Raw genomic sequence first — 14,335 nt, 5'->3', positions numbered from 1 at the left:
ATACAGCAAGATACTGATAAGTAGCGGCTTTATAAGGTAAATCCAGTAAAACTTAAGCTAAGATGCCTCGCTTTACCAAAAGGATCAATAGCTTTATCGCAATTAACGTTTAAAACGATGTACCAAGTCAGTAAGATTATCCGATACCGTTTTTAGCTGATTCAGCGTAGCAGCAGCTTCATTGGCTGCGATAGTGCTATGTTCTGCCAGAGTAGAAATACTTACTACCTGACGATTAATATCATCTGCCACATGAGCCTGCTGCTCAACGGCTGCCGCCATTTGAGTAGACATATTAGCAATATCGTTTACCGCAGCATTGATACCACTTAACATCTCACCACTTTCCAACACTTTTTGTAAACCGGCATCAGCGTCATTCGCGCCCTGCTCAGCCACTAAGACAGCATTATCCGCTCGGGCAGTAAGCTCTGCGACAATGCCATAAATATCTTTAGTTGATTGCTGCGTGCGCTGTGCCAGGTTACGTACTTCTTCAGCAACCACGGCAAAACCACGGCCTTGCTCTCCCGCCCGGGCAGCTTCAATGGCGGCATTTAGCGCTAGTAAATTAGTTTGATCCGCAATCTGTTCAATTAATTGAGCTGCTTTGGCTATTTTCCCAGTTTGTTCTGATACCTCGGTAACCGAACGACCAATACTGGCCACCGTATCACGTAATTTCTCAATAGAGCTACGGGTAACTTCCGCTATTTGATTGCCATGACCAGCGAGTTTATTCGCTTTGTCCGCCTGAGCAGCGGTATCTGTAACATGATGTGCCACTTCAGCAATAGTAGTACTCATTTGGTTCATCGCCGTAGCCACTTGCATCGTTTCCGCTTGCTGCCGATCAATTTCCGTATTAGCCCCTTGCATCAGCACTAAGCCGCGTTCTGAATAATCGGCAACTGAGGTGGCCGCCCCCTCGATCCGGGTGAGCATAGCAGCCAAATGAGCGCGCTCACTTAAAATACTTACTTTCAAGGCGCCCGACACGGAATGATCATCGGTATAGCTCTGCACTGCCAAGCTATCTTTAAAAGCACCAGGCAACAACACATCTAGCTCACTGAAAAGTTTATGGCGACGAAGCTGATAAAAAGTAACTAACATAAGCAGGCCGGTTATCGCTAGCCACTTTGCCAACGCTAATCCTGAGACAAACCAAGCTGCAAAAAACAATATCAGCGTTAATACTGTCAGAACTACTGCAACATCTGGCAATTTCAGGGTTTTACCGCCCTGGTTGAGTTGTTGGTATAGTTTTTCTGCGCGAGCTACGTCTTGCTCCTTTGGGCAAGTTCGCACTGATTCGTAACCAATAGTTTGGCCTTTTTCAGTAATCGGCATGACATAGGCATCAACCCAATAAAAATCACCATTTTTACAACGATTCTTAACCAAACCCATCCAAGGCTTACCTTGTTTCAAATAGGACCACATGTTGGCGTAGGCCGCTGGCGGCATATCAGGATGCCGCACTATGTTATGTGGTTGCCCCAGCAGTTCCTCTTTACTAAAACCACTAATAGCGACAAAGGCATCGTTACAATCGGTGATAATGCCTTTGGTATCAGTTACGGAAATAAGGCGTTGCTCTGGGTTAAAGGTTTTTCGCTGCGTGGTGACGGGTAAATTTTTTCTCATGTTGTTCTATCAACCTATAAACGGTAACCGGCCAAATGGCACCTTAAACCGCTAATTAATATCATGTTCACCAGTTGATGAGTTCTCATTAAGTGTAAAGCGGACGAAGAGGTTCGCTTCGACACTTTACTGGTGACATCTCAAACGCTATTAAAGTAATTTCGAATATAACAGCATAGCAGAAATCGCTTAGATGTACCTGTAATTATAGTGGTTTATCCGTTATCAAGCTGTGCGATAGGTTGAAAACTACGATATCATTAAGCCAAGTACGTTAGATAAAACAATGCTGCGCCTAATTCGACAAGGTTAGCCATGAACACTATACCATCCTTATATTTCTACGATTTTGAAACTTGGGGGGCGGATCCAAAACGTGATCGTCCCGCTCAATTTGCGGGTATCCGTACTGATCTGGACCTCAATATTATTGCCGAACCTGATATGTGGTATTGCCAGTTGGCAAATGATTATTTACCGCATCCACAAGCTGCATTAATTACGGGGTTGACACCACAGCTATGTAATAAAAAAGGTCTACCTGAAACTGAATTTATGCAGCGTATCTTGGCACAATTTAGTCAGCCTAATACTTGTGTACTAGGTTACAACAGTTTGCGCTTTGATGATGAAGTAACGCGTTACAGTTTATATCGTAATCTTTACGAACCTTATGGCCGAGAATGGCAACAAGGTAATAGCCGTTGGGATTTGATTGATGTGATCCGAGCATGTTATGCCTTAAGACCCACCGGCATAAACTGGCCTCTGAAAGAAGATGGCAGCCCAAGCTTTAAACTCGAAGATCTTACTAAGGCAAACCAATTAGCCCACGCTAATGCGCACGATGCGCTAGCTGATGTACACGCCACTATAGGCATAGCACGGCTAATTAAAACGCAACAACCTAAGTTATTTAGTTATTTATTTGAGCTTCGCCAAAAACAAAAGGTTAGCGAACTGATTGATATTGCGGCGTTAACACCGCTGGTACATGTATCATCAAAATTTCCGGCAGTACAAGGCTGTGTTAGCTGGATTGTGCCACTCGCCTTTCATCCAACAAATAAAAACGCGGTGATTTGCTATAATTTGCAGCTTGATCCAAGACCACTCTTAGATGACGATTTAGCTTCCCTACAAGAAAAACTATACAAAAAAACGGCTGATTTAGCGGAGGGTGAACAGCGTCTTGGTTTGAAGCTGGTACATCTGAATAAATGCCCGGTTCTGGCTAATGCAAAAACCCTCACCGTTGAACGTGCTACCGAACTGGGTATAGATAGAGCGACTTGTTTGGCAAATTTAGAATGGTTTAAACAACACCGACACATTCAACAAAAAGTTGTGGAGCTTTATCAGCAACCTAACGAATATCCTGCAGAGACTAACCCAGACTATCAGTTATACGCTGGTTTTATCAGTAATGCCGATAAACAAAAAATGTTAGCGCTACATCAACAAGATCCCATGACTCTGGCCACAGCGCCGCCGCTGTTTGAAGATGAACGACTCAACCGGCTGTTATTTTTATACCGCGCCCGTAACTACCCATTGACCTTAACTGATAGTGAACTGCAAAAATGGCAACGCTATCGTACAGATAAACTAATGCAAGGTGACGATAATCCAAACCTTACTCTGGAACAATTCAGCCTGGTTTTAGAAAATCTGGCGCATGAACATAGCAGTGATGAAAAAAAGCTAGCGATTCTAAAAGCCCTTTATCAATATGTGGCGAGTTTGTAAGTGTTTGAACTACATTAAAAATACTCTGCCAATAGATCCAAATCCGCCGCGCAGCGTAATTGTGTTAACCTGTTACGGCTTTAGAAACTAAAACAAGAGGATTTATCTATGTCAGCCAAAAAGCTTACATCTTTTGCTACAGTAACCTTATTACTCGCTTCGTTAAGTGCGTTAGCAGCACCTTTCACCCAAGCCCCGCTGCCTTATGCTAAAGATGCATTGGAACCGGTGATTGATACTAAAACTATGGATATACACTTTGGCCGCCATCATCTTGCTTACATAAACAATCTTAATGCCCAAGTCGAAAGCACCCCTGAGCTTGCTAGCTTGAGTTTAGAGCAAATGATGCAGCAAATGTCTAAATTTAATGCTGCTGTGCGTAATAATGGGGGTGGTCACTACAATCACCAGTTATTTTGGGAGCTCATGGCACCTGTGGGTAAAGGTGGCGAGCCATCAGCAGCGCTAAAAGCGGCGATTGAACGCGATTTTGGCTCACTCACTGCGATGCAAACTGCCTTTAACCAAGCTGCAGCAACACGTTTCGGCTCAGGTTGGGCTTGGTTAATTGTTAATCATGACGGTAAGCTGCAAGTTACCTCAACACCCAATCAGGATAATCCGCTGATGGATTTAGCCGAGGTGCAAGGACAACCTATCCTCGCATTGGATGTGTGGGAGCATGCGTACTATCTGGCCTATCAAAACCGCCGCGGTGATTACAGTCAAGCCTGGTGGCAGTTGGTAAATTGGCAGAAGGTGAATGAGTTATTTACAGCAGCAAGCCAATAACCTTTTAGTCTGGGGTTAGAAGCCGCGGTGGCGCTATGTTACACTGCGGTTTTTATTTGTTGGAATGAGTTATGGCACTCAAAGCCACTGTGTTTAAAGTTCAGTTACAAATCGCCGATATGGATCGGCATTATTATGCGGATCACAGCTTAACGTTAGCACAGCACCCTTCTGAAAATGATGAGCGCATGATGGTGCGGCTTTTGGCATTTGCGATAAATGCCAACGATTCACTGCAGTTTACTAAGGGGCTGAGTAGCGAAAGCGAGCAAGCAGAGCTTTGGGATCTGGCATTAGACGGTACCATCAATCTATGGATCGAGTTTGGTCAGGCAGATGAAAAATGGCTGCGTAAAGCTTGTAATAAAGCACTGCAGGTACAGCTATTTTGTTATGGCGGTCGAGTAGTGCCAATTTGGTGGAAAAATAACAGTGCCGCCCTAGCCCGCTATCAAAACTTAACGATTCTGGATATACCTGAAAATGCCGTTACTGCCATGGCGGCGTTGGTAAATCGTAATATGAGTCTGCAGTGTAATATTAGCGAAGGCCAGATTTGGCTATCTGACGCTAACCAAAGTGTTTTAATTGAGCCTATAAAGCTTAAATAACAAGGTGACTAAAAATTCACCTAAGCTATATTGCTCTATACGCTTTAACATCTGATACAACCTGCTACCTAAAGGCTGCAGGTTGTTAAAATTAAAGACGAGCTGCTTAACTTAAACGCGGATCGGTTTCCGCAATCGCCAGATGGTGCTGATTAGCTTTAACGAAAGCCAGTAATGCCGGGTATTCATCCAACTCCAGTAACTCCCGAAATAACACCCAATCTAACAAGCTGTATAGCGCCATAGCGATATAATTCCATGCAGTAAATTCCTGATTAGCTGCCTGTTGCTCCAACACAAAAAGTGACGCCACTATCCGCTCTTTCTGGACATTAAAAAACAGTCGTTCTTCATTCGTGTCTAAGCCGCTACGTTGGCATAAAAAAAGTGACACGAGCGAATCATTAACGGCATTTATTACCGTGAGTTGATTCTCCTGGTACCAACTAAGTGCCGGTAACTGAGACTGTGCGGCTAAAAAGCGATAAATCACGCCTGAATCAAAAATCACCTTGCCATCACGCTCCAACATGGGAATTTTTAATGTCGGGTTTAGCGCCAGCAAAGCTTGTCGATCTTGCTCTGCAAATATCTGCATATTGACAAATTGATAAGGCTGATTGGCTAAAAGCAACCGGATCCGCCGGACGTAAGGTGAGGTTTGCGAGCCATAAAGTTTCATATAATTCCTTAATTGCGGATTGCCCAGGCCAGTTAACAGACAAGCAAGGTACTTAACGCAAAAATAGTTACCGATATTGCCACACTGATATTGCCAAGCTATGCAGCTTTATTGCATAATCATTATGCTTCATTTTTGCTTTATAAGCTTTTTCTGCCCACGTTCTACGTGGGCTTTTTATTTTAAGGTCAAGCAACAACGACTCAACGCTGTTTGTCATCCTGACCAATCCGACTGGCTACAGCGCCAGTTTGCTCTTTGTATTTCGCATCGGTTCTTTTGTTGTAGGGCCTATCAGCAGGTCCGGTCATCAATTCAAAGTTTAAAGCACCAATTTTCATATGCGGACGCAGTGCCAGCGGTAATTTACCGCTATTGTAAAACTCCAACACAATATTACCCGACCAGCCCGGATCAATACGGTGCGCTGTGACATGCACCATTAAGCCTAACCTAGCCAATGACGAACGACCATCTAACCATCCCACTATATCTGCCGGTAAGGTCACCGACTCTAAGGTAACGCCCAACGCCAGTTCGGCAGGATGGAGAATAAAAACACCATCTTCTGCCAACACTATCTCATTGCTCATTACCGAGTTTAATGCGGCATCCACCTCTGCGCGTGGCCCGCTTAAATCAATAAAGGGGGCGGCGTGGGCCTGAAACACCCGAAACTTATTGCCAAGCCGAATGTCGACACTGACGCCACTAATCATGTCAGCATCGGGTAAAGGGGTAATACGAATTTTATCTTCAGCTAAATAGCGTTCAATATCGCGGTCACATAATCTCATTTGTTAGTCATCCGTTATTATAATTGCTACCGAAGCTTGCTCCGGTAATTCACCGCTTAGGCGCTGCAAAAGCGCCAGGCTAATCGTTTGGTATAAAGCGCCAAGCTGGCTATCACCAGCCGTGATAGCTGTGCCGCTATCTGCCTGTATGCGGATTGCGCCTTGTAAAGGTAATTGGCCCAACACAGGTACCTGATAGCGCTCAGCTAGCTTGAGCCCTCCTGCTGTACCGAAAATATCATCCTGGCTACCGCAGCGTGGGCAGAGATAAAAGCTCATATTCTCTACCAAACCCAATAATGGTATCTTCACCTGTCGAAACATCGCTATCGCTTTTTGTGCATCAGCCACGGCGAGATCTTGCGGCGTTGTTATTACAACAGCACCACTAACTGGCAGCTTTTGCGATAAAGTAAGCTGGATATCCCCCGTTCCTGGTGGCATATCAATCAGCAAGATATCCAGCTCCGGCCAAAGTGTTTCGTTTAACAATTGCAGTAAAGCCTGGCTGGCCATTGGGCCACGCCAAACTGAAGCCTGATCAGGGTCGACCAGAAAGCCTATTGATTGCAGAACTACACCATGTTTACTGAGCGGTTGCATTAACTTATTGTCAGGTGAGGTGACTTTCTCGCCGTGTAAACCAAAAATAGTGGGCACTGACGGCCCATAGATATCTGCATCTAGCAAACCAGTGCGCACCCCAGCGGCGGCCAATGCCATAGCAAGGTTAGCGGCAGTGGTCGATTTACCTACACCACCTTTACCCGACGCTACCATAACAAGGGTCTGAATTTGCTTAAATACTGGCGCTCTTTGCCGGATGTTAGCAATACTAGCGGCCCACTCGTCTTGAACTTGCACATTTATTGCGGCATCCTGCGTTTTGCCTGCAGTAACCGTTGCTGATTTTTTCAGCCAATTAAACATTCTCACTCCGAACCTAAGAAAAATAGGCATTTTTCCCGGCAATAGTACTTTGCCGGATGCGATTTTACGGTGGCTATAGTATCATTACATCACATATTTTCAGTTATTTATGCAAGAGCAATCATCAATGTCAATACGGAAAATCCTGATCACCAGCGCCCTACCTTATGCCAACGGTCCTATTCATCTTGGCCACTTACTGGAATATATCCAAACCGACATTTGGTCACGTTTTCAAAAAGCCCGTGGTCATGAATGTTACTACGTTTGCGCTGATGATGCGCACGGCACCCCTATTATGCTGAAAGCCCAGCAACAGGGCATTAGCCCAGAGCAGATGATTGCCCAAACTAAAATCGAGCATATGGCCGATTTTGCTGACTTTGCTATTGCCTTTGATAATTACCACTCAACGCACAGTGAAGAAAACCGCTTTTTTGCCGAGCAAATCTATCAGCGCTTAAATGCCGCTGGCCATATTAAGCGTAAAATCATTAGCCAATTATACGATCCGCAAAAAGAGATGTTCTTGCCCGATCGTTTCGTCAAAGGCGATTGCCCGAAGTGCGGTGCTTTAGATCAAAATGGCGATAGCTGTGATGTCTGTGGCGCCACCTACAGCCCAACTGAAGTGAAAAACCCGCGCTCTGTGGTCTCAGGTGCCACACCGGTTTTAAAAGACAGTGAGCATTACTTTTTTGATTTACCGGCATTTTCGCAAATGTTACAAGATTGGACCCGCAGTGGTGCCTTGCAAGATGAAATGGCCAACAAACTGCAAGAATGGTTTAAAGATGGCTTACAAATGTGGGACATTAGCCGGGATGCACCCTATTTTGGCTTTGAAATCCCCGGTGCGCCAGGTAAGTTTTTCTACGTTTGGTTAGATGCTCCTATTGGCTATTTAGCCAGTTTTAAAAACCTGTGTAAAAAAACCGGAATTGATTTTGACAGCTTCTGGGCTGTGGATTCCACAGCAGAGGTTTATCACTTTATTGGTAAAGATATTATTTATTTCCACAGTTTATTCTGGCCGGCTATGCTGGAAGGCGCTGGCTACAGAAAACCTAATGCGATTTTTGCCCATGGTTTTGTCACCGTCAATGGTGCCAAGATGTCAAAATCGCGCGGTACCTTTATTAAAGCACGCACCTACTTGGATAACTTAGATCCTGAATATCTACGTTATTATTTTGCATCTAAACTTAGTAGCAGCATTACCGATCTCGATCTCAATCTTGAAGACTTTACCCAAAAGGTGAATGCTGATTTAGTCGGTAAAGTAGTCAATATCGCCAGCCGTTGTGCCGGCTTTATCAGTAAGCGTTTTGACGGCAAGCTCTCTGCCAGCCTAGCCGAGCCCGAGCTGTTTAATGATTTTATTTATGCCGGTGATAGCATTGCGCAAAGTTACGAGCAACGTGAATTTGCCAAAGCCATTCGCGATATTATGGCGCTGGCCGATAAAGCCAACCAATATATCGATGCCAAAGCGCCTTGGGTTCTGGTTAAAGATGAAACCAAGCAACAAGAAGCTCACGCAGTTTGCTCGATGGGCCTGAACTTATTCCGCGTGCTGATGCACTACTTAAAACCGGTATTACCGAAAATGGCCGCCGATAGCGAAGCCTTTTTAAATACAGAGTTACAATGGAGCAATTATCAGGCACCGTTGCTTGATCATGCCATTAACCCGTTTAAGGCCTTAATGCAACGAGTTGATCCGGTAAAAGTGCAGGCGATGGTTACCGCTTCACAAGAAAATTTACAACCGACAGCCACTGCTACAACCACGGACAAGGCAGTCAGTACAGCAACAGACAAAACCCCTGTGCCTGCAGCGCGAGAGCCAATCAGCGACACCATCAGTATTGATGATTTTGTGAAAATTGACTTACGCGTTGCCCTTATTGTGGCGGCCAGTGCGGTAGAAGGCGCTGACAAGTTAGTACAATTGACCTTGGACATTGGCGCAGGTGAAACCAGACAAGTGTTCGCTGGCATTAAGGCCGCTTATAGCCCGCAGAGCTTAGTTGGCCGACAAACTGTCATGGTAGCCAATTTAGCGCCGCGTAAAATGCGTTTTGGTCTTTCTGAAGGCATGGTGCTGGCAGCAGGCCCCGGTGGCAGTGATATTTTCCTGTTAAGCCCGGATGACGGCGCAACCCCAGGGATGCGGGTTAAATAGTAAGCCAATGTAATACATTGAACGTTCATGCTATTAGTTTTAATAGCCAAGAGGTAACAGGATGTCATCACCGTTTCGCAGTTTCTCGTCGCTGTTCTCTACCACCTTAATCATGGTGCTGGGTGCAGGTCTACTCACCACCTATCTGGCATTGTCGCTGGCACGGGATGGTGTAGAGCAACTGTGGATCGGTGGCATGATGTCAGCCTATTACTTCGGGTTAGTCGTCGGTTCTAAGGTGGGTCACCGCCTTATTGCCCGGGTAGGTCATATCCGTACCTTTGTAGCCAGTGCCGGTATTGTTACTGCATCGGCACTGGGACATGCCTTAACCGATGTGTTAGAGATCTGGCTAATACTCCGCTTAATTGTCGGTACCGGCATGATGTGCCAATATATGGTGCTGGAAAGCTGGCTTAACGAACAAGCTGAAAGTAATCAACGCGGTACTGTATTCGCCGGTTATATGATTGTTTCCTACCTCGGCATGGTTGGCGGCCAGACGGTTTTATCACTCTTTCCAGAGTTGGGGCTAGAACCTTTGCTGCTGGTAGGTATTTGTTATGCCCTTTGTATCGTCCCTATTGCCCTTACCCGGCGCATCCACCCGCAGCCGCTGCACCCCGCGCCGCTAAAAATCCTGACGTTTTGGCGTAAGGTACCACAATCACTGACCACCATCTTAATCGCCGGTGGTATTTCCGGTTCATTTTATGGTCTGGCGCCGGCTTTTGCGGCGGGCACCGGCTTAAGCAATGCCGAAGTTGCCACCTTTATGTCTGCCACTATATTGGCAGGATTACTCGCCCAGTGGCCTATGGGTAAACTTTCAGATCGTATTCCACGTAGTCGGCTACTGAGGGTAAATAGCGCCTTATTGGGAGTATTAGTCTTAACTATTTCTTTGGTTCCCATTTCAGGCTGGTTATTGCTGTTAGCAACTTTTTTCTTTGGTATTTTGGCATTTACGCTATATCCGTTAGCTACAGCACTTGCCAATCAAAATATTGAACAAACCGAACGGGTTGCCCTTTCGGCCACTATTTTGCTTACTTTTGGTATTGGCGCGACTCTCGGGCCGCTGGTCGCGTCCTTTTTAATGCAATTATTAGGCAATAGCATGTTGTATCTATATATGGCTGTCTGCTGCTTTATCTTGTTTTTACGTTTAACCAGGGTTAACTACAACCAGAAAACAGCTAAAAAATTATTGGCGCAACAACAATCCTCTGACTATCAGCTCGCTTCAGGCGATCTGGTATCTTCTCCTCTGGGGGCGGCATTAGATCCTCGGGTAGATGAAGAGCTAGTGCAGCAACAAATGCGCGATGAGCCTCTTGCCGAGCAACAAACAACATCAACAATAGTGGATGACAAAGGTGATATAGAGTCTCCTGCAGTGTCCACATCCACAGACTTAAATGCAAGTGATACTGCAGATGATACTGTACCATTGCAGCCCAAAGATAATTAGAGCTCATTGACTGGATTTATCTATGTAGCACAAAGTGCGATGTGAGTATGAGAGCCGATTAACTAAGCTTACTCAATCCATTTAGAGCAAGCTTATTAACTCTCAATTAATTGCAGGTTAATGGTTAGTTTTGCACCATAGCGGCCTTGTTCCAGAGATTTTGGTTTTTTTGATTGAGAAAATACTCATCTGGATGCCAACAACGTGGCAATAACGGTGAAGCCATCCTATCTTCAAAGTTGTAAACCAATTTACGCATGATCTCGAGCAAGCGCTCTTCTGGTACTATTTCTAATTTACGCCTGGCTTGTGGGAAGTACAGGTTATTCTCGATACTAAGCACACAACCTCTGGCAGATGCTTGATAAGTTAAACTGTAAGTAACAATACGGCAAATAGGCTTCCTAAAATCAGTAGGATAAAGGCCCGTTACAATAGCATATTCATAACGTTCCATATCATTACCATCCGAGTCTTTAGGGATATATGGAACCCCATAGCCTTGTGGGAACATCCCTACAATTCGTAAAAACGCCGCAACATAATTCCGATTGAGCTTACCTAATTCTGCACTTTTCTCCAAAGCGAGAGCGGCTTTAGGTAAGTCTTCATAATTGTATACATGCTTGGTTGAGAGCACCATGGCCGTATAAATCTGTGGGATCTTTAGTACATTACCTATACCGTTAGCCGGGCGAGCGGCTTGTTTTAACAAAAATAAGATCAGCTCGCGTTTCTCAAGTTCAGTTTGTAAAAAGCGATCACGTTCATCTTTATCACGCCCCATATATCGGCCTGTGCCAAGGGCTTCCTGCACAAAATTCAAGCTTGCGCTGTAGTTTACTTGTAGATAGGTAATACGCTCTTCGGCATCCAGCTCACGAAACTCATCGTAGGTACCATCAGGCCCCTTTAAGATAGCTTGGCAGCTTGGATGGCAGCGGCCGATATCTTGTAGGATAGCCGCCATTAATATAGGGACATGCACATCGTCCCGATAAGGATGGTATTCTGTTTCATCATGGTATCGAATATCTTTACCTTGCTGAAAACGTTCCTCAATAAAGGGGTGCTCTATCAAACCATCCATCACTAGCCGGTCAAGTAAGCGAATGCTTAAGATCGCTTTATATAAATGACGGGCCTTCTGATTTTCTTTTGGGATATTTTTACCACGTGTTGGACAAATAAGCTGAATGGTGCCAAGCATTTTGGCAGAGTAACTATTGGTTTCACTAAAAGAATCACTCTGACACAACGATAAAATATCCCTACATAATTGTTGCAGCTCAAAATAACGCTGATAATTACTCTCTTCTATTTCTTCCTGTAACGTCTTTTGTTTTAACTCAGCTTTTTGTAAATTACGGGTAATAGCTGCTTGATTGCCCTTATTTGCTTGTTGCAGGCGGTTTTCAAATAAATACAACTCCTGCTCTGCTGTTGCTAACTCTCGTTGACGCTGTTCTTGCCCTGCAAACCATATTACAGCTTGTTCATATAATGAATCTTGCAAAGGACTGGTATGGTAAATACGCTCAATCAACCTTTGAATTACTTTTGCATAGGCGGCTTTACCGAAACTTAATGCCATGCTATCTGTCGTCCTTATACCAATTATTTTTAATGCGAAAAAATGAGTACTAACTTACCAATGGTTTGATTAGTGCTGAGTAAAGTATGCGCTGCCTCAATATCGTTTGCCGCAAACACTTGTTGAATCACTGGCATTATATTAGCAGCGGCTAACGCCGTTGCAAAATCTTGCTGGAAATCGGCCGTTAAGCGCGCTTTATATTGCGCATCTCTATTACGCAATGTGGAACAAATGAGTTGGCCACGTTTACGAAATAAAAGTGCTAAATCTAATTCTGCCAATTTACGGCCGCCCATCATGGCATAGACCACAATTTTACCGTCTTGAGCTAATAGTTGAATATCATCAGCAATATAGCTACCAGCAACCGGATCGAGTATAAGATTTATCCCCTCCGGCCAGACGAGCTTTAGTTCATCCAAAAAATGTTGTTGCCGATAGTTAATAGCCAGATCGGCTCCCAACATTAAACAGGCCGCAACCTTATCTGCTGAACCTACTGTCACGGCAACTTGCAAACCTTTAGCTTTAGCCAACTGTATGGCTGAAGTCCCTACTCCACTGGCTCCAGCATGAATCAGAACCCGTTGACCTGCGGATGCCTGACCAATAGTAAAAAGCAACTGATAAGCCGTTAAAAACGTCTCTGCTGTCGCAGCCGCCTGCGCCATAGACCAACCTTGAGGCACCTGCATAGCTTGTGTTGCTGGTAGTAGTACGTATTCAGCGTAGCCACCGCCATTCACTAAACCAAAGCAGCGTTGTCCCAAATAACTGTCTAAACTTTCGTCACCTACCGCTACAACAGTACCAGCGGCTTCTAAACCTAAAATTTCACTGTCTCCTGCCGGAGCCGGGTACAATCCCTGACGTTGCATAAGGTCGGCGCGGTTAATGCCGCAGGCATGAACCTTTAACAGTAACTCGCCAGCAGCCGGCGTTGGAACCTGTACTGAGCGCCAATCTAAACGACTGTGCTTACCCGGATCTTGTACCTGTATTACTTGCATTTGTTCTGGGGTAACATACTTCATAAAGCTCCACACCGACTTTATAACGAATTTACTTTAGCTTTGTCGATCTCTTCTCTAGAATGCGAACTTTAGTCTAGCACAGCGTATTTCAGAACATGAATAAAACCGTAAACTTGCCCGCCATAATTTTACAAGAAGGGCGGGAAAAAGCACTTAATCGTCGTCATCCTTGGCTATTTTCAAACGCTATCGACAAGGTATTAAATACGCCAAATCGCGGCGATACCGTTGAGGTGTTGAGCAGCAAAGGACAATGGCTGGCTAGCGCTGCTTATTCTCCAAGCTCGCAAATCCGTGCTCGCATTTGGACTTTTGCAGAAGCTGAGGCGATTGACCTGGATTTTTTTATCCGCAAACTTACCCGGGCCTGGCAATTAAGACAAAGCCTGTTTAGCCACACGGATACCGATGGGTTACGTGTTGTAGCTGCAGAATCTGATGACTTACCCGGCATTACTATCGATAAATATCAGGATATTTTAGTGGTACAGTTGCTAGCTGCCGGAGCTGATGCCAAACGCCCTCTTATTGTCAAAGCCTTACAACACGTGTTTCCACAGCATAGTATTTATGAGCGTTCAGATGTGGATGTTCGAAAGAAAGAAGGTTTAAAGCCGGTGACCGGTTGGCTGCACTTACCTAAAGAAAACGGTGAGGTATTGATTAAAGAACATGGTATGCGTTTAGTGGTCGATGTTATTCAAGGCCATAAAACCGGCTTCTACCTAGATCAACGCGCTAGCCGCGCCGCAGTGCGCCGTTTTTCAAAAGATGCCGAGGTATTAAATTGCTTTAGTTACACCGGTACTTTTGCGGTAGCAGCTCTGG

The 14,335-nt window shown here is 44.9% G+C and carries 12 protein-coding genes; 6 read left to right on the top strand and 6 right to left on the bottom strand.

The features are described from left to right. Nucleotides 1–102: 102 nt before the first annotated feature. Complete coding sequence (locus tag IE163_RS16655) at nucleotides 103–1,650, bottom strand: methyl-accepting chemotaxis protein (protein WP_189434134.1); 1,548 nt, start codon at nucleotides 1,648–1,650, stop codon at nucleotides 103–105. 315 nt (nucleotides 1,651–1,965) lie between these two features. Between IE163_RS16655 and sbcB the strand changes: the two genes are divergently transcribed. The 3 genes from sbcB to IE163_RS16640 all read left to right on the top strand — a co-directional run bounded on the left by sbcB (nucleotide 1,966) and on the right by IE163_RS16640 (nucleotide 4,805). Continuing rightward, nucleotides 1,966–3,399 carry an exodeoxyribonuclease I gene (gene sbcB / locus IE163_RS16650; protein ID WP_189434133.1) on the top strand — a complete coding sequence of 478 codons (1,434 nt, stop codon included), beginning with the start codon at nucleotides 1,966–1,968 and terminating at the stop codon, nucleotides 3,397–3,399. A gap of 108 nt (nucleotides 3,400–3,507) precedes the next feature. After that, complete coding sequence (locus tag IE163_RS16645; protein WP_189434132.1) at nucleotides 3,508–4,194, top strand: superoxide dismutase; 687 nt, start codon at nucleotides 3,508–3,510, stop codon at nucleotides 4,192–4,194. A gap of 71 nt (nucleotides 4,195–4,265) precedes the next feature. After that, nucleotides 4,266–4,805, top strand: coding sequence for a YaeQ family protein (locus tag IE163_RS16640; protein ID WP_189434131.1), 540 nt, complete (start codon nucleotides 4,266–4,268; stop codon nucleotides 4,803–4,805). Between the two features lie 106 nt (nucleotides 4,806–4,911). On the opposite strand, the gene IE163_RS16635 is transcribed toward IE163_RS16640, so the two are convergent. The 3 genes from IE163_RS16635 to apbC form a co-directional block, all read right to left on the bottom strand. Next, the gene (locus tag IE163_RS16635) at nucleotides 4,912–5,487 is read right to left on the bottom strand and encodes a glutathione S-transferase family protein (RefSeq protein WP_189434130.1); all 576 of its coding nucleotides are present in this window, start codon (nucleotides 5,485–5,487) and stop codon (nucleotides 4,912–4,914) included. A 203-nt stretch (nucleotides 5,488–5,690) separates the two neighbouring features. Beyond that, nucleotides 5,691–6,284 (bottom strand): dCTP deaminase, encoded by a 594-nt coding sequence (dcd, locus tag IE163_RS16630; protein ID WP_189434129.1) that lies wholly within the window; start codon nucleotides 6,282–6,284, stop codon nucleotides 5,691–5,693. 3 nt (nucleotides 6,285–6,287) lie between these two features. Beyond that, entirely contained in the window at nucleotides 6,288–7,214 is a 927-nt protein-coding gene (apbC, locus tag IE163_RS16625; protein WP_189434128.1) for an iron-sulfur cluster carrier protein ApbC, read from the bottom strand. Between the two features lie 127 nt (nucleotides 7,215–7,341). On the opposite strand from apbC, the gene metG reads away from it, so the two are divergent. Both metG and IE163_RS16615 read left to right on the top strand, forming a co-directional pair. Next, nucleotides 7,342–9,402: a methionine--tRNA ligase gene (metG, locus tag IE163_RS16620; protein WP_189434127.1), complete on the top strand. Its 2,061-nt coding sequence runs from the start codon at nucleotides 7,342–7,344 to the stop codon at nucleotides 9,400–9,402. 61 nt (nucleotides 9,403–9,463) lie between these two features. After that, nucleotides 9,464–10,876, top strand: coding sequence for an MFS transporter (locus IE163_RS16615; protein ID WP_189434126.1), 1,413 nt, complete (start codon nucleotides 9,464–9,466; stop codon nucleotides 10,874–10,876). 124 nt (nucleotides 10,877–11,000) lie between these two features. Here IE163_RS16615 and IE163_RS16610 read toward each other — a convergent pair whose 3' ends face one another. Both IE163_RS16610 and IE163_RS16605 read right to left on the bottom strand, forming a co-directional pair. Further along, nucleotides 11,001–12,470, bottom strand: coding sequence for a hypothetical protein (locus IE163_RS16610; RefSeq protein ID WP_189434125.1), 1,470 nt, complete (start codon nucleotides 12,468–12,470; stop codon nucleotides 11,001–11,003). Between the two features lie 29 nt (nucleotides 12,471–12,499). After that, on the bottom strand, nucleotides 12,500–13,507 hold the full coding sequence (locus IE163_RS16605; protein ID WP_189434124.1) for an NAD(P)H-quinone oxidoreductase: 1,008 nt from the start codon (nucleotides 13,505–13,507) through the stop codon (nucleotides 12,500–12,502). A gap of 95 nt (nucleotides 13,508–13,602) precedes the next feature. Here IE163_RS16605 and IE163_RS17890 point away from each other — a divergent pair. Beyond that, nucleotides 13,603–14,335, top strand: a 733-nt coding sequence (locus IE163_RS17890; protein ID WP_229833624.1) for a class I SAM-dependent rRNA methyltransferase, incomplete at its 3' end; no start/stop codon positions are given.

Source organism: Alishewanella longhuensis (genome assembly GCF_014653435.1).
GTDB classification, from domain to species: Bacteria; Pseudomonadota; Gammaproteobacteria; order Enterobacterales; family Alteromonadaceae; genus Alishewanella; species Alishewanella longhuensis.
This window is presented reverse-complemented; position numbering and strand designations above follow the sequence as displayed.

Bases quoted from the DNA above. Each gene is read 5' to 3' on its own strand.
- IE163_RS16655 (WP_189434134.1), bottom strand. From the start codon at position 1,650: ATGAGAAAAAATTTACCCGTCACCACGCAGCGAAAAACCTTTAACCCA.
- sbcB (WP_189434133.1), top strand. From the start codon at position 1,966: ATGAACACTATACCATCCTTATATTTCTACGATTTTGAAACTTGGGGG.
- IE163_RS16645 (WP_189434132.1), top strand. From the start codon at position 3,508: ATGTCAGCCAAAAAGCTTACATCTTTTGCTACAGTAACCTTATTACTC.
- IE163_RS16640 (WP_189434131.1), top strand. From the start codon at position 4,266: ATGGCACTCAAAGCCACTGTGTTTAAAGTTCAGTTACAAATCGCCGAT.
- IE163_RS16635 (WP_189434130.1), bottom strand. From the start codon at position 5,487: ATGAAACTTTATGGCTCGCAAACCTCACCTTACGTCCGGCGGATCCGG.
- dcd (WP_189434129.1), bottom strand. From the start codon at position 6,284: ATGAGATTATGTGACCGCGATATTGAACGCTATTTAGCTGAAGATAAA.
- apbC (WP_189434128.1), bottom strand. From the start codon at position 7,214: ATGTTTAATTGGCTGAAAAAATCAGCAACGGTTACTGCAGGCAAAACG.
- metG (WP_189434127.1), top strand. From the start codon at position 7,342: ATGTCAATACGGAAAATCCTGATCACCAGCGCCCTACCTTATGCCAAC.
- IE163_RS16615 (WP_189434126.1), top strand. From the start codon at position 9,464: ATGTCATCACCGTTTCGCAGTTTCTCGTCGCTGTTCTCTACCACCTTA.
- IE163_RS16610 (WP_189434125.1), bottom strand. From the start codon at position 12,470: ATGGCATTAAGTTTCGGTAAAGCCGCCTATGCAAAAGTAATTCAAAGG.
- IE163_RS16605 (WP_189434124.1), bottom strand. From the start codon at position 13,507: ATGAAGTATGTTACCCCAGAACAAATGCAAGTAATACAGGTACAAGAT.